This window comes from Streptomyces sp. NPDC044044 (genome assembly GCF_056434405.1).
Genome location: NZ_JBWKFG010000003.1, coordinates 758,220 through 775,833, shown reverse-complemented (window position 1 = coordinate 775,833; position 17,614 = coordinate 758,220). Strand labels below are relative to the sequence as shown.

The 17,614-nt window shown below is 70.9% G+C and carries 19 protein-coding genes; 14 read left to right on the top strand and 5 right to left on the bottom strand.

The genetic code is table 11. The features are described from left to right. Positions 1-47 precede the first annotated feature (47 nt). Genes AC07AG_RS14480 through AC07AG_RS14470 form a run of 3 tightly spaced genes read left to right on the top strand, consistent with a single transcriptional unit; the run spans position 48 to position 1,929 of the window. Positions 48-437: a TraR/DksA family transcriptional regulator gene (locus AC07AG_RS14480; RefSeq protein WP_478755112.1), complete on the top strand. Its 390-nt coding sequence runs from the start codon at positions 48-50 to the stop codon at positions 435-437. Next, entirely contained in the window at positions 434-1,243 is an 810-nt protein-coding gene (locus tag AC07AG_RS14475) for a rod shape-determining protein (protein ID WP_478755111.1), read from the top strand. The genes AC07AG_RS14480 and AC07AG_RS14475 overlap by 4 nt, the downstream gene beginning before the upstream one ends. A 35-nt stretch (positions 1,244-1,278) precedes the next feature. Next, entirely contained in the window at positions 1,279-1,929 is a 651-nt protein-coding gene (locus AC07AG_RS14470) for an Rv1733c family protein (RefSeq protein WP_478755109.1), read from the top strand. On the opposite strand, the gene AC07AG_RS14465 is transcribed toward AC07AG_RS14470, so the two are convergent. The 3 genes from AC07AG_RS14465 to ku all read right to left on the bottom strand — a co-directional run bounded on the left by AC07AG_RS14465 (position 1,930) and on the right by ku (position 5,063). Then, positions 1,930-3,276 (bottom strand): DUF1254 domain-containing protein, encoded by a 1,347-nt coding sequence (locus AC07AG_RS14465; protein WP_478755108.1) that lies wholly within the window; start codon positions 3,274-3,276, stop codon positions 1,930-1,932. It lies immediately after the preceding gene. Between the two features lie 177 nt (positions 3,277-3,453). Beyond that, positions 3,454-3,726, bottom strand: coding sequence for a type B 50S ribosomal protein L31 (locus tag AC07AG_RS14460; RefSeq protein ID WP_478755106.1), 273 nt, complete (start codon positions 3,724-3,726; stop codon positions 3,454-3,456). A gap of 332 nt (positions 3,727-4,058) precedes the next feature. After that, positions 4,059-5,063 (bottom strand): non-homologous end joining protein Ku, encoded by a 1,005-nt coding sequence (gene ku, locus AC07AG_RS14455; protein WP_478755104.1) that lies wholly within the window; start codon positions 5,061-5,063, stop codon positions 4,059-4,061. Positions 5,064-5,157: 94 nt separating this feature from the next. On the opposite strand from ku, the gene ligD reads away from it, so the two are divergent. The 3 genes from ligD (at position 5,158) to AC07AG_RS14440 (ending at position 7,575) form a co-directional block, all read left to right on the top strand. Further along, on the top strand, positions 5,158-6,132 hold the full coding sequence (gene ligD, locus AC07AG_RS14450; RefSeq protein WP_478755102.1) for a non-homologous end-joining DNA ligase: 975 nt from the start codon (positions 5,158-5,160) through the stop codon (positions 6,130-6,132). After that, complete coding sequence (locus tag AC07AG_RS14445; protein WP_478755100.1) at positions 6,129-7,010, top strand: ATP-dependent DNA ligase; 882 nt, start codon at positions 6,129-6,131, stop codon at positions 7,008-7,010. The genes ligD and AC07AG_RS14445 overlap by 4 nt, the downstream gene beginning before the upstream one ends. Positions 7,011-7,146: 136 nt before the next feature. Further along, positions 7,147-7,575 (top strand): nuclear transport factor 2 family protein, encoded by a 429-nt coding sequence (locus tag AC07AG_RS14440; RefSeq protein WP_478755565.1) that lies wholly within the window; start codon positions 7,147-7,149, stop codon positions 7,573-7,575. A gap of 27 nt (positions 7,576-7,602) precedes the next feature. On the opposite strand, the gene AC07AG_RS14435 is transcribed toward AC07AG_RS14440, so the two are convergent. Further along, positions 7,603-8,406, bottom strand: coding sequence for a nuclease-related domain-containing protein (locus AC07AG_RS14435; RefSeq protein WP_478755099.1), 804 nt, complete (start codon positions 8,404-8,406; stop codon positions 7,603-7,605). Positions 8,407-8,623: 217 nt separating this feature from the next. On the opposite strand from AC07AG_RS14435, the gene AC07AG_RS14430 reads away from it, so the two are divergent. The 7 genes from AC07AG_RS14430 (at position 8,624) to AC07AG_RS14400 (ending at position 15,245) form a co-directional block, all read left to right on the top strand. Then, positions 8,624-8,920, top strand: a complete 297-nt coding sequence (locus AC07AG_RS14430; RefSeq protein ID WP_478755097.1) for a hypothetical protein — start codon at positions 8,624-8,626, stop codon at positions 8,918-8,920. Positions 8,921-8,957: 37 nt separating this feature from the next. Next, the gene (locus AC07AG_RS14425; protein WP_478755095.1) at positions 8,958-9,626 is read left to right on the top strand and encodes a class F sortase; all 669 of its coding nucleotides are present in this window, start codon (positions 8,958-8,960) and stop codon (positions 9,624-9,626) included. A 102-nt stretch (positions 9,627-9,728) separates the two neighbouring features. After that, entirely contained in the window at positions 9,729-10,517 is a 789-nt protein-coding gene (locus tag AC07AG_RS14420; RefSeq protein WP_478755093.1) for a hypothetical protein, read from the top strand. Next, entirely contained in the window at positions 10,514-11,815 is a 1,302-nt protein-coding gene (locus AC07AG_RS14415; protein WP_478755091.1) for an ATP-binding protein, read from the top strand. The genes AC07AG_RS14420 and AC07AG_RS14415 overlap by 4 nt, the downstream gene beginning before the upstream one ends. Positions 11,816-11,943: 128 nt before the next feature. Then, entirely contained in the window at positions 11,944-12,306 is a 363-nt protein-coding gene (locus AC07AG_RS14410) for an SH3 domain-containing protein (RefSeq protein WP_478755089.1), read from the top strand. Between the two features lie 63 nt (positions 12,307-12,369). After that, positions 12,370-13,734, top strand: a complete 1,365-nt coding sequence (locus tag AC07AG_RS14405) for an FtsW/RodA/SpoVE family cell cycle protein (protein ID WP_478755087.1) — start codon at positions 12,370-12,372, stop codon at positions 13,732-13,734. After that, the gene (locus AC07AG_RS14400) at positions 13,731-15,245 is read left to right on the top strand and encodes a penicillin-binding transpeptidase domain-containing protein (protein ID WP_478755085.1); all 1,515 of its coding nucleotides are present in this window, start codon (positions 13,731-13,733) and stop codon (positions 15,243-15,245) included. The genes AC07AG_RS14405 and AC07AG_RS14400 overlap by 4 nt, the downstream gene beginning before the upstream one ends. A gap of 49 nt (positions 15,246-15,294) precedes the next feature. Here the strand turns inward: AC07AG_RS14400 and AC07AG_RS14395 are convergent, their stop codons facing one another. After that, entirely contained in the window at positions 15,295-16,407 is a 1,113-nt protein-coding gene (locus AC07AG_RS14395) for a ferritin-like domain-containing protein (RefSeq protein WP_478755083.1), read from the bottom strand. Positions 16,408-16,624: 217 nt separating this feature from the next. Between AC07AG_RS14395 and AC07AG_RS14390 the strand changes: the two genes are divergently transcribed. Then, a complete protein-coding gene (locus AC07AG_RS14390) occupies positions 16,625-17,563 on the top strand; it encodes an AurF N-oxygenase family protein (RefSeq protein ID WP_478755081.1) in 939 nt (312 codons plus the stop codon). Positions 17,564-17,614 lie beyond the last annotated feature (51 nt).

Genomic DNA, 17,614 nt, shown 5'->3' with positions numbered 1-17,614 from the left:
CGCGTATCCCGCGTATCCCGCGTATCCCGCCCTGCCCTAGGGGTGAAGTGGTGAACCAGCAACAGATCGTCGACGATCGCCGCACGACCGGCGGCCCGCGTCTGTCCTCCGAGGACCTCGCCGCCCTGCGCGCGAACCTGCACGAGCAGTTCCTCTTCCGCCGGGAACAGCTGCAGCAGCTCTCCGCCCCCGCGATGACCCGCGCCGACGCGCTCCTCGACCGGCAGAGCGCCGCCCGGACCGAGGTCCGCGTCAAGCTCGCCGCCTCGGCCCGCATGGTCCTGGCCGACGTCGAGGCCGCGCTGAGGCGCATGGACCTCGGCGGCTACGGTGCCTGCCACCTGTGCCGGCGGCGCATCGACCGCGAGCGCCTGATGATCGTGCCGCAGGCCCGCTACTGCCGCCGCTGCCAGCAGGTCCAGGGGGCCGACCGATGACTCCCACACGGACACCGCCACCGCCTCGCCGGTTCTTCGCGGGCATCGCACTCGACCTGGGCAGCGCCCGGAGCCGTGCCTGGACGTCCGGGCGCCGCATGATCCTCGACGTCCCCACGGTGACCTTCCACGGGGGCGGCACCGTGTACCCCATCCGGCGCGGGGCGATCGTCGACACCCCCGGAACGGCCCGGATGCTCGACCGGCTGCTCGGCCACCGTCTGCCCCGCTTCGGCCGTCCCCTGCTCATCCTGACCGCGCCCGTACTGGGCGGAGTCGCCTACCGGGCCGAGGCCCGCGTCGCCGTCGAGGTCCTGCGCCCGCGCGCCGTGCTGACCGTCCCCACCGCGCGGGCCGTGGCCTCGGCCGCGGACGCCGACCTGGCCCGGCCGCTGCTCGTCGTCGACATCGGGGCCCACCTCACCGAGGTCGCCCTCCTCACCGACGGCGCGGTGGTCGACGCCCGCCACACCGCCCTGGGGACGAGCGACCTGGACCGTCGCCCCCTGCCCCCGTCGCCGTTCTCACCCCCGTCCCCGTCTGCCCGAATCACCGACTGCGTCGTCTCGATGGTGACCGCGATGCTCGAACAGGACCGCAGCCCCAGGACCCTCCAAGCCCTCCGGCGGGGCGCACTCCTGGCCGGTGGCGGTGCACTGTTCCCCGACATCAGCCACGGCCTCGCCGAGCAGCTGCACGCACCCGTCCAGCCCGTGGCCGCCCCGCACACCGCGGCGGTCCGAGGCGCCGCGAAGCTCCTGCGGGCCGCCCACGGCCACCCCTCCGCCACCGCACACCCCCACTAGGCCCACCCTCGCCACCACACCCAAGGAGAGCCCCCGTGGCCGGCCCCATCCCTCCGGCACAGCCGCCCCCGCCCTACCCCCGGCCGCCCGACGAGCCGCCGCGCGTTCCGCAGACCCTGCTGTGGCGCTGGCGTCGCAGTCCCCTGCGCCGCCGCACCGACCTCGTACAGGCATGGATCGCCGTCGGTCTGTTCCTGGCCGTCCTCACCGCCACCCCGGCCGCCGTCGTCCTGGTCGGTGACGCGGCGCGCCGCCACTTCGAACAGAGCGCCCGGCACCAGGCCGACACCCGGCACCGCACCACCGCGGTCCTCGTCCACGACGCCCCACGCCACCCCGAGCCCGGGTCGACCGAGGCGAAGAAGTCCCTGTACCCGGTCGTCGTCCGCTTCACCGACCGCCACGGACACACCCGCACCGCGGAAGCGGACCTCGAACCCGCGCTGACCGCCGGAAACACCATCCCCGTATGGGTCAGCGACGAGGGAGAGCTCACCGGTGCGCCCCTCACCAAGGAGGAGGTCCGCGATCACACCAGGGGCTACGCCGTCCTGGCCGCCATCGCCGTTCCCCTCGCGGGCGCCGCCGCATACGCCTGCGCCCACCGCAGGATCGAGCGGCACAACCTCGCCCAATGGGGCGCGGCCTGGGCCCGTACCGCCCCTCGGTGGTCCACCTCTCCCTGACTAGCTCCGGCGGATCGGCGGCAGCTCGTACGTCCCGTCGAAGACCGCGGCGTGGGGCGTGTACATCCGCAGGATCGGGCGGAAGCGGCCACTGGGGGTGGGCAGCCAGTTCGCTGCCGTCTTGTCGTCGGCGGGGCGCTGCGGCTGGAGGCACAGGGTGAGGGAGCCGTCGTCGTCGTAGCTCAGGCCCGGGGTGCGGTCGCCGATGGAGTAGCGGTCGATGGGGTTGGCGACGAGGTAGTAGTCCGGCAGGTCGTACATCGTGATCGACCAGAACGCGTCCACCGGCGGCGGCTTCTCGAAGCGCAGGGTGTACGACTGCTCGCCCTCCAGGGGCTGTCCGTCGCCGTCGTTCCACGCCATCGCGTACGCCGCTTCATAGGCGTGGTTCCCCCAGAGCGCGGTGCGGGCCGATGTGGCGCGGACCATGCGGCCCAACTCCCGGTCCGTGTAGATCCATTGGGGATCCTTGAGCGTGCCGACCTCGAAGTGGTCGGCGTTGTAGTCGAAGGCGTGGTACGTCAGCTTCCAGCCGTTCTGCTCCGCGCTCTCGCCGTGGGTCGACTCGTGCTCGACCTTCTCCTTGCCCGCGGCGAAGCCCGCGCGCAGGGCTTCGGCGAGGTCGGGCTCCGGCTGCGCGTAGGGAGTCTGGAGGTCCAACAGCCCCAAGGGGGCGAACTGCTGTTGGTACGTCAGGTCGGCCGACGCGGGCGGGAAGGCGGCCATCCTCGCCCGCAGCTTCTCGTAGAAGAGGAGCTCCGGTTCGCCGTCGGGGATGTACGTGTGGGTCGGCAGCCCGCGGGGCTCGCCGGATGCCGTCCAGTAGGGCTCCAGGTGCGTGTCCTCCTGGAGGGCGCGCACCGCCTCCACGTCGTCCGGTCCCGCGCAGGCCCAGCGGCCGACGATCGACGCCACGTCCGTCGGCACGGCGATCCGGGTGGCGCCCAGCGGGACCTCCTCGTCCCAGCCGGGGGGCGTCAGCAGGTAGCTGGCGGCGCCTGTGCCGGTGGCTCGGCGGCCCACGTACGCGAAGTTGTTGGTCCACGCGTCCACGAACTGCAGGACGTAGTAGCGGCCGTCCGTGTCCGGCACCGTCAGGAGCAGGGCGCCGCCGGAGAGGTCCAGCTGCGCCACCGAGTAGATGGTGTCGTTGTTGACGCTGACGAAGGGGTCGTCGGGGCCCGCCAGCTTGCTCGCGTGGCTGAACTCGTTGAACGGGGCGGGGGCCAGGGAGCCCATGCCCTTGCGGGAGAAGCGGTCGACTTCGTCGAGGTTGAACACCATCGGGTAGCCGTAGATGTACGCCTCGGCCGCCAGCGCCTGGAGATCGGTCGTGCCGTCGGTCATGCCCGCCGCCTTCTCGTGATCAAGCTCGTTCGTCGATCGTCGTTCGCCGTGCGTTGTGCGTTGTTCTCGTGCGTTGTGCGTTGTTCGTTGTTCGTTGTTCGTGATCAAGGTTCTACGGACATCGTCGGGCCGCCGTGGCCCTCCTGCCACTCCTGCCGCCTACGCGGCGTGGCGCGGTCACTCCGGTGTGGCCGGGGGCTCCTGATCTCCGTAGCGGCGCTCGAACTTGGCCACCTGGCCCTCGGAGTCCACGACGCGGGCGCGGCCCGTGTAGAAGGGGTGGCTCTCGGAGGAGATCTCCACTTCGACCAGGGGGTACGTCTCGCCGTCGTCCCACTCGATGGTCTGGTCGCTCTCGGCGGTGGAGCGGGTGAGGAAGGCGTAGCCCGCCGAGCGGTCCCGGAAGACCACGGGGCGGTAGTTGCTGTCCTTGTTCTTGTCCTGGGTCATTTCCCCAGGTTCACCGGAGAGGTGGGCTCCGGCGAGCCTGGAGGCGCCAGGCGGGGGGTCTGGCCCTTGGACGGGGTTCTCCCGCCCGCCCACCCGATCACCCCGCATCCGCCCCGTGCCGAACAAGCTTTCCCGCCCACCCACCCGATTGCCCCGCAGCGATCGGCGATTCGCCGCAGTCGGCAGCGAGACGCGAGGGGACGTGCCGGTATGTCCGCCCGGAGCACGGTTCGCGGCGCTCCAGCAGCGAAGCAGCCCCGCGGCCACCGGACGATAGCGAGGACGGACATACCGGCGCGGCCCCGCCCCCAAGACCCGCCTGGGCCCGCGGACTAAGCCGACGTTCGCTTCTTGGCCGTCGTCTTCTTCTTTGTCGGGGCCTTCTTTGTTGTCGCCTTCTTCGCCGTCGACTTCTTGCCCCCCACTTCCTTCGGCGTCGTCTTCGAAGCCGTCTTCGAAGTCGTCTTCGAAGTCGTCTTCGCCGCAGCCCGCTTCCGGCCACCGCCCCGCGCCAGCGGCGTCACCTCCGCCACCTTGCCCCCACCACCGCCCCCGCCCCGCGCCGACTTCGCCGCCCGCACACTGCTCTCCAACGCCGCCATCAGGTCAATCACCTTGCCCCCACCCGAATCCGCCTCCGCCGCAGGCTCCGCCGGGCCCTTGCCCTCGGCCTTGGCCGCGATGAGTTCCTCCACCGCCTTGCGGTAGTCGTCGTGGAGGGAGGTGATGTCGACCTCCCCCAGCGTGTCCATCAGCGCGTCCGCGAGGTCGAGCTCCGCCTCCCGCACCTTGACCTGGGAATCCGGGGCCACCCCTTCCGACGTACGGATCTCGTCCGGCCAGAGCAACCCGTGCATCGCGATCACGTCGTCCACCACCCGCAGCATCCCCAGCCGCTCCCGCCCCCGCAGCGCGAACCTGGCGATCGCCACCTTCTCGCTCCGCTTCAGTGCCTCCCGCAGCAGCGTGTACGGCTTGGCCGCGGGCACTCCGTTGGCCGACAAGTAGTACGCCGTGTCCATCTGCATCGGGTCGATCCCGTCCGCCGGCACGAAGGCGACGATCTCGATCGTCTTGGCCGTCGGAAGCGGCAGGGCCGCCAGATCCTCGTCCGTGATCGGGATCGTCGAGCCGTCCGCGTCCTCGTACCCCTTGCCGATCTCGGCGGACGTCACCTCCCGCTCCTCCAGCTCGCACACCTTGCGATAGCGGACCCGGCCCCCGTCCTCCGTATGGATCTGCCGGAAGGAGACCGAGTGGTTCTCGGTGGCGTTCATGAGCTTGATCGGGATGCTGACCAAGCCGAAGGAGATCGCACCGTTCCATATGGATCGCACGTCAGGCACCTCTCAGCAGCCACACCTCGGGGCGACCGCTACCGGTCCAACCCCGTTTCAGGTGGTTCATCCGCATTCGTGGGATTCTCATCGTATGACGCCGATCACCGAGGTGGAGGGGCGGCGGCTGACCCTCAGTAACCTCGACAAGGTCCTCTACACCGCATCCGCCTCCGCACCCGGCTTCACCAAAGGCGAGATGCTGCACTACTACGCCAGTACGGCCGAGGCCCTCCTCCCCCATCTCCGCAACCGGCCCCTCTCCTTCCTCCGCTTCCCGGACGGACCCGACGGCCAGCGCTTCTTCGCCAAGAACGTGCCCCCGGGCACCCCCGACTGGGTGCACATCACCGACGTGCCCCACTCCGACGGCAGCGCCCGGCAGATCGTCGTGGACGACCTGGCCAGCCTGATGTGGGCGGCCAACCTCGTGACCGAGTTCCACACCCCCCAGTGGCAGGCCGACGCCCCCGCCATGGCCGACCAGCTCGTGCTCGACCTGGACCCCGGCGACCCCGCCACCATCGTCGAGTGCTGCCGGGCGGGCCTCTGGCTGCGTGAGCGCCTCCGGGCGGACGGCCTGCACGCCTACGCGAAGACCTCGGGCTCCAAGGGCCTGCACCTGCTCTGCCCCCTGGAACCGACGCCCTCCGAGCAGGTCACCGCGTACGCGAAGGAGCTCGCCCAGGAGGCCGAGGCCGAGCTGCCCGCCCTGGTCGTCCACCGGATGACGCGCAGCCTGCGCCCCGGCAAGGTCTTCGTCGACTTCAGCCAGAACGCCGCGGCCAAGACGACCGCCACCCCCTACACCCTCCGCGCCCGCCGGGAACCGACGGCCTCCACTCCCGTGACCTGGGAGGAGGTCGAAGCGTGCAGCGAGCCGTCACAGCTCGTCTTCCTCGCCTCCGACATCGCCCCCCGCCTCCAGCGGTACGGCGACCTCCTGGCCCCGCTCACCGACCGGACCCACGCCCGCCCCCTCCTTCCTCGCACGGACAAGCCCAAGGGCGAGCCCAAGGACGAGCCCAAGCGCGGGCGCAAGGACGAGCGCAAAGGCCGCCGCCCATGATCAGCCCGCCCCTCCGGGTCGCCCTCGCCGAATCCGTCACCGCACTGCCGCAGGGCACCGGCTGGGCCTACGAGCCGAAGTTCGACGGACACCGCCTGATCCTCTTCGCCGACGGCCACCGCGTGAGGCTGCAGGCCCGCTCCGGCCGCCTCGTCACCACCGCCTTCCCCGATCTCGCCGAGGCCGCGCGGCAGCTGCCCGACGGGACCGTGCTCGACGGCGAGGTCGTCGTCTGGGCCGACGGCCGGATCGACTTCAGCGCGGTCCAGCAGCGCGCCGCCGCCACCCGCGACCACGCCACGCACCTCGCGCGCACGCTCCCCGCTTCGTACGCGGCCTTCGATCTGCTCGCCGACCGGGGCGAGGACTGCCGCGCCCTGCCCTACGAGGAACGGCGCGCACGCCTCGTACGCATCCTCGAACCGCTCGGTCCGCCGCTCCAGGCCGTGCCGATGACGACCGACCGCGAACTGGCCCTGACCTGGTACGAGACCCTGCCCGCCACCGGCATCGAAGGCCTGGTGATCAAGCGGCTCGACGGGGCCTACCGGGGCGGCACGCGCGCGTGGCTGAAGCTGCGGCACAGCGACACCCGGGACGCGGTGGTCGTCGGGTTCACCGGGGGCAGGGCCCGCCCGCAGGCGCTCGTGCTCGTCCTGCCGGGGGACGGCACGCCCGTGGTGTCGTCGCCGCTCACCCCGGCGCTGCGCACGGCGGCCGGGGCCGCGCTGCCCGAGGCCAAGGGGGAAGGGACCGCGATCGCCATCGGGATCGGCGAGGTCACCTATGCCGCCCTGCCGTCCGTGCCGCCCGTCACGGTGGAGGTGCGGCAGAACACGACCCGGCACGCGACCGCGGTGGTCGTCCGCTTCCGCTGAGCCCTGGCCGACCCCCCCCCGCATGGACAGCGTGACCGGCATCACATCTAATCAAGTTTGACTAGCGAGCGGATCGAGCATACCTTCTCTACGCACACCCGATAGTCAAACTTGATTAGGAGCCCACGTGGCCGACGTGACCGTACTGCCCGCGACCGGATACGTCCCGACCGACGAGGACCGCGCGAGCCTGGCCGCCTGGTTCGCCGAGTACGACGCGCACAGCGCGAAGCGCGATGTGGAGCGCATGGCCGATCTGGCCGTGTTCCCGCTCAACCTGGTCAGCGACGACTCCGCGGGCGACGGACGCTCCGCGCAGTGGGACCGGGAACAGTTCGTCGCGACCATGACGCACGTGATGGGGGAGGGCGGCGAGGACATCACCTTCGAGTCCACGCGCACGCCCGTCTTCCTCTCCCCCGCCATGGCCGTGGTCTTCACCGACTCGGTGATGACCACGAACGGCGAGACCCAGCAGCTGCGGTACGCCGACATCCTGCTCAAGCGCGGCGGGTCCTGGGCGTTCCAGACCATGATCCAGGGCGGCTGGGGCGACAACCTCTGACCGACGCCGCACCAGGCCCGCGAAGAGCTACACCCGCAGCCACGTGCGCCGGTCGCGCGCCATCGCGTGCAGCGCCTCCACATCGGCCGGTTTCAGTACGCCGCCGATGCCCGCGAGGGCCGACACCTCCCCGTCGCGCACGATCCGCACCTCGCGCGGCGGGGCGCTCACGTCGAGGTCCGTCGATCCGCAGAGGGCGAGCACCGGGCGGATCTCGGCCGTCAGCGCGAAGGACGCCCGGTCGGCGTCGGCGCGGATCTCCCTCAGGAGTGGACGCGGGTCCGCGCGGCCGACCGTGACCATCGGGTCGGCGACGCGGACCCGCTGCTTGCGGGCGGTGAGCGTGTGGACGCTGAAGAGACCTCCGGGGCCGATCAGGAGGTGGTGAATGCGGGTGCCGCCCGGCAGCGGCACCGAGTGCAGGGTGTGCCAGCCCGCGCCTTCGAGTCCGTCGAGCACCCCGCCGATGGCCTGCTCGGCGGCGAGCGCCCGTTGCCTGGGGTCGGCGCGCAGCCTGCGGGCGGGCGCCGGGTCGCGGTCCAGGGCGATCAGGAGGGCCTCGCCTGGACGGTTCGGCGCGAGGTCGTCGTCCGGGTGGAGTGCGAGGCGCGCCAGCTCTGCGGGGGTGGGGACGGGCGGTGGGCCGACCGAGAAACCGCCGGTCAGGAAGGGTGCGAGGGCGCGCAGGACGGCTTCCCTGTGATCCTCGCTGAGCAGGTTCACGCGGGACGAATCCCTCTCGTACCACGCCACGTTCCTGCCGTCCGTGAGACAGACGTACAGCCGCTCCTGCCCGTGCCGCCAGGCCGGTATGACGCGCAGTCCGGTCATGCACCATCACCCCACCGACCATGGGAGCAGCAAGGACATGCCTACGGCAAGAACCTGGGCGACGCCGAAGGAAGTTGGGCCGCTCGTAACGGCGCCGCCTCCGCAGTTATGGCCCGCTGTTACATAGTCGACGAATGGCCGCAATGGCGGACATCTAGGTTGAGAGGTGTTCTTTCGCTCCCCCGAAGCGATCAGCCGCCAGCCGTAAGGACCGCCCGTGAGCACCCGTCGCCGCCGCTCCCTCCTCCGCACCGTCGCCGTGACCGCCGTCGCCGGCGGCGCGCTCCTCACGCCGGCCGTCGCCGCGGTCGCGGACTCACCCGCGCACTCCGTAGACGCACGGGAAGGCACGCGGACCGTCGCCCCCGTCGCGCCCAAGGGCGGCGTCAAGGCGGGCACCGAGGGGTTCCACGGCGGGGACCCCCTCTTCATCGCCGCGGGTGGGGCCATGGCGGCGGCCGGCGCGGCCGGTCTCGGGTACGCGATGCTGCGCCGCGGCCGCACCGACGCCTGAGCCCCCGCCCCCACGCACCCGCAACGCAGGAGTCGCCGTGAGCACCCCCACCGAAGAAGCCCCCACCCCCGTACCCGAGCCCGCACCCGCACCCGCCAAGCGCCGCCACACCACCCGCATCGCGGCCGCCGCCACGCTGACCGCCGCCCTCGGCGTCGGCCTGATCGCCTGCGGCCAGGGCTCCGGCGACCCGGCACCCGACGTCAAGGTCAGGAATGCCGCCGCCGCACCGGCCGCCGAGCCCCACGCCCCGCTGGAGAAGTCCCGGCCCACCGGCCTGCGGATCCCGGCGGCCGGCGTCGACGCCACGTCGATGCTCGACCTGGGCGTGGGCGCGGACGACGCGCTCGAGGTGCCGCCCGTGGACAAGGCGGAGGAGCCCGGCTGGTGGACCGGAGGTGTCACCCCGGGCGAGAAGGGGGCGGCCGTTCTGGTGGCGCACTACGACACCGCGAAGGGGCCCGCGCTGATGAAGAACGTGGCGAAGGTGAGAATGGGGGACGAGATCGAGGTGCCGCGAGCGGACGGGAGTACCGCGACGTTCAAGGTGCGCGAGATCGAGCAGGTGGACAAAAAGAACTTCCCCACCCATAAGGTGTATGGGGCGACCGACCGGCCCGAGCTGCGCCTGCTGACCTGTGGCGGGCCCATCAAGGACGGCCACCGCACCGACAACATCATTCTCTACGCCGACCTCGCGCCGTAGCCGGACCCGGGCAACGGGACCCGGACCCTGCGGCGCCGCAACCGAACCTCGCGCCGCAGTCGAGCAGCCCCCGGGCCGCTCCCCCCGGCAGGCAGGAGTGCAGTGCACCGCACCCGTCTCGCGCTCGCCGCGGGCCTCGTCCTGTCCGCAGGCCTGCTGGCCGGCGGCTGCGGCGACCCGGGCGACCTGCGCGGCGCGGGATCGACACCCACCGCCGAGGCACCCACGCGCCTGTGGCCGAAGCTGCCGCCTCCGTCCGCGCCCGCCGAGGACTACGGAACGATAGAGAGCGTGCCGGTCAAGGGCGTGGACGTACCGGACGGCAACCTGCGCAAGGTGAATCCGGTCAGCGTCGCCAAGGCCGATTTCGACGAGAACCCGGGGATGTACAGCCGGTCGGACGAGGTCTACAAGGAGACCCTCCAGGAGCTGGCCACCTGCGACACCAGCCACGCGGGCGACGACAAGTGCCCCGTCCTCCAGGCCTACTACCGCGATCTCACCGGCGACGGCAAGGACGACCTCATCGTCGGCATCCGGCTGCCACGGGGGCACGCCGAGAACCTCGACATCCGCGCCTACGCCGTGGAGAAGCAGCACCTGACGCAGATCATGGAGATGGGGGACGCGGTGCTCGGCGTCGAGCTCGCCGGCCACGAGGTGATCGTCCGCGCCGTCTCCGGCATGCCGGGATACGAGTACCGCACCGTGTGGTCCTGGGACTCCCACCAGAAGACCATGCTGCCGACGACCGACGAGATCGTGCGCTCCCCGAACGCCCCGTCGAGGAAGCCCGAGCGCAAGCCCGAGCCCGCGGCGAGCGCCCGCGCCACGCCGCCGTCGTCGCCGTTGTCGCCGTCGCCGTCTCCGTCTCCGGACGAGAGCCGATGAGCCACCGGCTGCCGCGCGGGCCGCGGCTCCCCGCCTGGACGGCGACGCTGACCTGGAAGGCAGCGGTCTTCATCACCGTCATGTGCTGCGCGCTCGCCGCGCTGCTCGGCGCGCTCGTCCATGTCTCGGTGACCAACCAGACCGTGGGCCAGGCCCGCGACCACGCCCTCACCCGGCTCGACGACGCCACCGAGGCGTTCGAGGCGGGCGACGAACTCGGCCCCGGCGCGGGCGTCGACCCAGAGGGCCTCCCCGAGCGGCTGCGGACGCTCGCGGTGGGCGGTGAGCGCGGGACGATGGTCGACACGCACGACTCCGGGCCGACGATGTGGGCCGCGGGGCCCGCCACGGACGGGCGCGCCATCGCCGTTCGGGTCGACTACGCCCAGGGCGCCCGCACCATCGACGGACTCGACCGGGCGATCCTCGGCTCGTCCGTGCTGGCGATCGGGGCGACGCTCCTGGTCGGGGCGTTCGCCGTGACACGCGTGACGCGGCGCCTGCACCAGACGGCGACGGTGGCACGCCGGATCAGCGCGGGTGACCTCGACGCCCGCGTGAGGGACCCGCGCACCAGCGATCCCTCGCGCCGCCAGGACGAGGTGGCGGCGGTGGCGGGCGCGCTCGACACGATGGCGTCATCGCTGCAGGGCAAGCTCCAGAGCGAGCAGCGGTTCACCGCGGACGTGGCGCACGAGCTGCGCACGCCGCTGACCGGTCTGCACGCGGCGGCCGAGCTCCTTGAGCCGGGCCGCCCCACGGAGCTGGTGCGCGACCGGGTCGCCGCCCTTCGCACCCTCACCGAGGACCTCCTGGAGATCTCCCGGCTCGACGCGAAGAGCGAACGCGTCGACCTGGACGACCACCATCTCGCCCCACTGGCCGAGCGTGCGGTGCGGGGTTCGGGAGTCGGTGCCGAGCTCGTCGTCGTACGCGATGTCTGTGTGGTGACCGACCGGCGGCGCCTCGAGCGGGTGCTCGGGAATCTCATCGCCAACGCGGACAAGCACGGGCGGCTGCCCATCGTGCTGACCGTCGACGGGCCCGTGGTCTCGGTGCGCGACCACGGCGACGGATACCCGGATTACCTGGTGGAACACGGGCCGCAGCGGTTCCGCACGGAGGGGACGACCCGGGGGCACGGGCTCGGTCTGACCATCGCGCTGGGCCAGACGGCGGTGCTCGGCGCACGGCTCACGTTCACGAACGCGCCGGACGGCGGTGCGGTGGCGACACTGACGCTGCCCTACGAGGAGTCCCCCGGGAGCGGCGCGAAAGGCTCCGACGGGGCGGCTTGACGGGCGGTTTGACGCCGCGTGAGCTTTTGCGCGCACAGCGTGCCGATTTTAGTGTGAATTGCGGCCTACGCCCCATGTTTCAGGGACGGCGGGTCGCACCACACCCGCCCTTCTCCAGAGGAGGCCCCATGTCCCTTCGGCCCACCGCGACCAGGACCCGGCTCGGCATACTGGCCGCCGGCGGCGCACTCGCAGCCCTCACCGTCACCGGCCCCGCCTTCGCGGCCGACGACGCGGGCGCGGGCAGCCACCCGCACATCTACAAGGGCCGTGTCACGGCCAAGAGCGGTCTGCTGCTGCGCACCGCCCCCACCCGGGGCAGCCACGTGATCCGCAGCGTTCCGTACGGCAAGATCGTCTCGATCTACTGCAAGACGACCGGCGACCACGTGCAGGGCAACAACCGCTGGTACCTGCTCACCAACGGCACCTGGGCATGGGGCGCCGCGCACTACATCGCCAACATCGGGCCCGCACCGCGCTGGTGCTGACGCACCACCAGTACACGGTGACATAAACGGACATTGGGGCCTATCGCTTGCTACGTTCCGGGCATGACCCGAACAGCAGCGGCGCCCCCGTCCGTCCCCGCTGTTCGCGTACCCCGGCGCCGTGGCACCGAAGTCGCCCTGATCGTCGTGGCCGTCCTTCTCTCGGTCTACGGCTACTGCGACGTCGGCCTCGCCAAGAACGGCACCGTCCCGCCCGGCGCCGCAGGTTACGGCGCCGGGCTCGGCGTGCTCGCGCTCCTGGCCCATCTCGCGGTCCGCTTCCGCGCGCCGTACGCCGATCCGCTGCTCCTGCCGATCGCCGTGCTCCTCAACGGCCTGGGGCTCGTCCTGATCTACCGGCTCGACCTGGAGACCCCCGGGGACGAGGCGGCGCCCACGCAACTCGTCTGGTCCACCGTCGGCGTGACGCTCTTCATCGGCGTCGTGGTCCTCCTGCGCGACCACCGGGTGCTCCAGCGGTACGCGTACATCTGCGTCGTCGCCGCGCTGGTCCTGATGATCGTGCCGATCTTCTTCCCCGCCGTGAACGGCGCCCGGATCTGGATCAGGATCGGCGGATTCTCCATCCAGCCGGGCGAGTTCGCGAAGATCCTGCTCGCGATCTTCTTCGCCAGCTATCTGTCCGCCAACCGCAACGCGCTGGCCTACACCGGCCGTACCGTCTGGAAGCTGACGAAGCTCCAGCTGCCGACCGGCCGCGTGCTCGGGCCGATCGTCGCGATCTGGCTCCTGAGCGTCGGGGTCCTCGTCCTCGAACGGGACCTCGGCACCTCGCTGCTCTTCTTCGGGCTCTTCGTGATCCTGCTGTACGTCGCCACCGGGCGCACCGGCTGGATCGCGGTCGGCCTGGTGCTCGCCGGGGTCGGGGCGTACACCGTGGGCTCGCTCGAACCTCACGTACACAGCCGCGTCGAGGACTGGCTGCACCCCTTCGCCTCCATCGACGCGGGCGAGGGACCCAACCAACTGGCCCAGTCCCTCTTCGCGTTCGCGGCCGGCGGGATGCTCGGCACCGGGCTCGGCCTCGGGCACTCCATCCTCATCGGCTTCGCCGCCAAGTCCGACTTCATCCTGGCGACGGCGGGCGAGGAGCTGGGCCTCGCGGGCCTGACGGCGATCTTCCTTCTCTACGCACTCCTGGTGGAGCGCGGCTACCGCGCGGGGCTCGCGCTGCGGGACGCCTTCGGGCGGCTGCTCGCGGTCGGGCTCGCCTCGATCGTCGCGCTCCAGGTGTTCGTGATCGCGGGCGGCGTGTCCGGGCTGATCCCGCTGACCGGCATGGCGATGCCGTTCCTCGCGCAGGGCGGCTCGTCGGTCGTCACCAACTGGATCATCGTGGCGCTGCTCATCCGGCTCAGCGACTCGGCGCGCGGCCAGCCGCTCGGCCCACCGAAGGAGGACGCGTGACCCTCCCCCAAGCTCTCGGCTACGCTCGACCAGGGGGTACCCCCACCATCCGCCATGCCGCCGCGTTCTGCGCGCTGCTCCTCATCGCCCTGCTCGTGAACGCGACCCGCGTCCAGGTCGTGCAGTCCGGGCACTTCGACGACAACCCCGCCAACCGCCGCCAGGCCATCGCCCGCTTCGGCCAGCCGCGCGGCGACATCATGGTCGACGGCCGCGCGGTCACCGGCTCCCAGGACACCGGGGAGCAGCTCCGCTATGAACGGACGTACAAGAACGGCCCGTTGTACGCCCCGGTGACCGGCTACGCATCGCAGGTCTACGGCACGACCTTCGTGGAGAACGCCGAGGACGACATCCTCTCCGGCACCGATCCGATGCTCGCCCCGCTCCCCCTGTGGAACGACATCAGCCGCGCCCAGAACCCCGGCGGCAAGGTGCGGACCACGATCAGGGCGGCGGCGCAGCAGGCCGCGTACGCCGGGCTCGGCGGCAAGAAGGGGGCGGTGGCCGCGATCGAGCCGTCGACCGGGAAGATCCTCGCCCTGGTCAGCACCCCTTCGTACGATCCCGAGCGGCTCTCGGGCACCAGCGGGTCGGTGGCGCGGTCCTGGGCGGCGCTGAACGGCAGCCCCGACAAGCCGATGCTGAACCGCGCGATCCGCCAGACGTATCCGCCCGGTTCGACGTTCAAGGTGGTGACGGCGGCGGCCGCTCTGGACGCGGGCACGGTCACGGACCTGGACGCCGCCACCAAGTCACCCAACCCGTACACGCTGCCCGGCACCAGTACGCAGCTGACGAACGAGGTCGACGGCTGTACGAACGCGACCCTGCGCTATGCCTTCGAGTGGTCCTGCAACACGGTCTTCGCCAAACTGGGCGCGGACACCGGCCTGAGCGACATGCTGGGCACGGCACGGAACTTCGGCTTCAACGACAGCGGCCTGAAGATCCCGTCGTCGGTGGCGGCGAGCAACTTCGACACGTCGATGGACGACGCGCAACTGGCGCTCTCCTCGATCGGCCAGTTCAACACACGGGCGACTCCGCTGCAGATGGCGATGGTCTCGGCGGCGGTGGCCAACGGCGGCCAGGTCGAGTCACCGCACCTGGTGGACGAGACCACGACGGAGGACGGGGACGTGGTGGAGAACACCGGCAACCACTCCCTCCACCAGGCGATGAACCCGGCGACGGCGATGCAGTTGCGGGAGCTGATGACCGGCGTGGTCGAGGAGGGCACCGGCTCGAACGCGGCGATCCCGGACGTGACGGTGGGCGGCAAGACGGGCACGGCCCAGCACGGCATCGACAACTCCGGTACGCCCTATGCCTGGTTCATCTCCTGGGCCCAGAAGTCCGGTGAGGCGCAGCCGTCGGTGGCGGTGGCGGTGGTGGTCGAGGACGCGGCGGCGGACCGTGGTGACATCAGCGGCGGCGGGAGCGCGGCGCCGGTCGCGAAGGCGGTGATGGAGGCGGTGCTCGACGGACCGGGCGCGAACGGATCGTAGGGCGCAAACAGCCGTCTCCATCACGTGGCCTGGGGTCAGGGGTCAGGGGTCAGGGGTTCGGTGCGCCGCCCGAGGCGATCATGTCCTCGACCTCGGCAACCCGCTCGCCCTCCTCCGCCGCGAACCGCTCCGCGTCCAGCTTCTCGGCGATCTCCTCGTCCTGGGCCATCAGCTGGTCGAGGTTGGTGTTGCCCATCTCGAAGACGCCCATGTCGACGTACGCCTCCTGCAGGCGCTTGCCCCACAGGCCGATGTCCTTGACGCACGGCACGATGCGGCTGAAGAGCAACTGCCGGAAGAGGGCGAGGAACTCGGAGTTCTCGCTGGCCTCCTCGGCCTCCGCCTTCGGGATGCCGAAGTTCTCCAGGACCTCGACGCCGCGCAGGCGGTCGCGCATCAAGTAGCAGCCCTCGATGACGAATTCCTCGCGCTCGCGCAGTTCCGCGTCGGAGAGCTGTTTGTAGTAGTCGCGCAGGGCCATGCGCCCGAAGGCCACGTGCCGGGCCTCGTCCTGCATGACGTACGCGAGGATCTGTTTCGGCAGCGGCTTGTCCGTCGTGTCGCGGATCATGCCGAAGGCGGCGAGCGCGAGGCCCTCGATCAGGACCTGCATGCCGAGGTAGGGCATGTCCCAGCGGGAGTCGCGCAGGGTGTCGCCGAGCAGCGACTGGAGGTTGTCGTTGATCGGGTAGAGCATGCCGATCTTGTCGTGCAGGAAGCGGCCGTAGACCTCCGCGTGCCGCGCCTCGTCCATGGTCTGGGTCGCCGAATAGAACTTCGCGTCCAGGTCGGGGACCGACTCCACGATGCGCGCCGCGCACACCATCGCGCCCTGCTCGCCGTGCAGGAACTGGCTGAACTGCCAGGAGGCGTAGTGCTTGCGCAGCTCGCCCTTGTCGCGGTCGGTCATCTTGTCCCAGTGACGGGTGCCGTAGAGCGACATGGACTCGTCGGGGGTGCCCAGCGGGTCGTACGGGTCGACCTCAAGGTCCCAGGCGATGCGCTTGGCTCCGTCCCACTGCTTGTCCTTGCCCTTCTGGTAGAGGGCGAGCAGCCGGGCGCGGCCCTCGTCGTACTCCCAGCTGAAGCGGGCCGCGCCGTTCGCCGGTATCTGCCAGATGGTCTCGTCGGGGGCGTGCGTGTACAGCTCGTGCGTGGACACTGACGGCTCCTAAGAATTGGCCTTGAGCTTCTCCGTAATCGCCTCGTGCTGCTGTCGTCGGCCTTCGACTGCCTTGTACCAGTCGGTAGTTGGCAGGCTCACACGTTCGTAGATGCCGGGTCAACAAGTCGTGCGCAAGGGATTGACTGCCTTGCTGACAGGCAGTCTCATAAGTCGTGACCGCCGGTAACTGTGACCACGAGGCAGGGGCAGAGTCATGACGACCATCACGGAGGACGCGGCGATCGAAGGGCTGCGGGACGCGCTGGGACTGCTCAAGGACCGGGAGCAGGTGGCCGAGCGGCTGCTCGACTCCTCCGCCAAGCACTCCTTCGACCCCGACAAGGAGCTGGACTGGGATGCGCCCTTCGAGGAGGGCAAGTGGTTCTGGCCCCCGGAGCTCGTCTCCCTGTACGGCACGCCCATGTGGCAGCGGATGAGCGAGGAGCAGCGCATCGCGCTCTCCCAGCACGAGGCCGCCGCGCTCGCGTCCCTCGGCATCTGGTTCGAACTGATCCTGATGCAGCTGCTCGTACGGCACATCTACGACAAGCCGGCGACGAGCGCGCACGTGCGGTACGCCCTGACGGAGATCGAGGACGAGTGCCGGCACTCGAAGATGTTCGCGCGCCTGATCACGCGCGGGGACACGCCGTACTACCCGGTCAGCGCCGTGCACCGGAACCTCGGCCGCCTCTTCAAGACGATCTCGACGACGCCGGGTTCGTTCACGGCGACGCTGCTCGGCGAGGAGATCCTCGACTGGATGCAGCGCCTCACGTTCCCGGACGAGCGCGTCCAGACCCTGGTGCGCGGCGTCACGCGGATCCACGTCGTGGAGGAGGCGCGCCATGTGCGGTACGCCCGTGAGGAGCTGCGCCGCCAGATGGTGACCGCGCCGCGCTGGTCCCAGGAGTTCACCCGCCTCACCTCCGGCGAGTTCGCCCGCGTCTTCTCCATCGCCTTCATCAACCCCGACGTCTACACGAACGTCGGCCTGGACAGGCGCGAGGCCATGGCCCAGGTCAAGGCGAGCGCCCACCGCCGCGAGATCATGCAGACGGGAGCCAAGCGCTTGACGGACTTCCTGGACGACATCGGTGTACTGAGGGGCGCCGGGCGGCGGCTGTGGAAGAGCTCGGGACTGCTTGCGTAGGAAAGAGGGTGCGCGGGGTTCCGGGGCGCTTGTTCGAAAGGGCGGTTACGC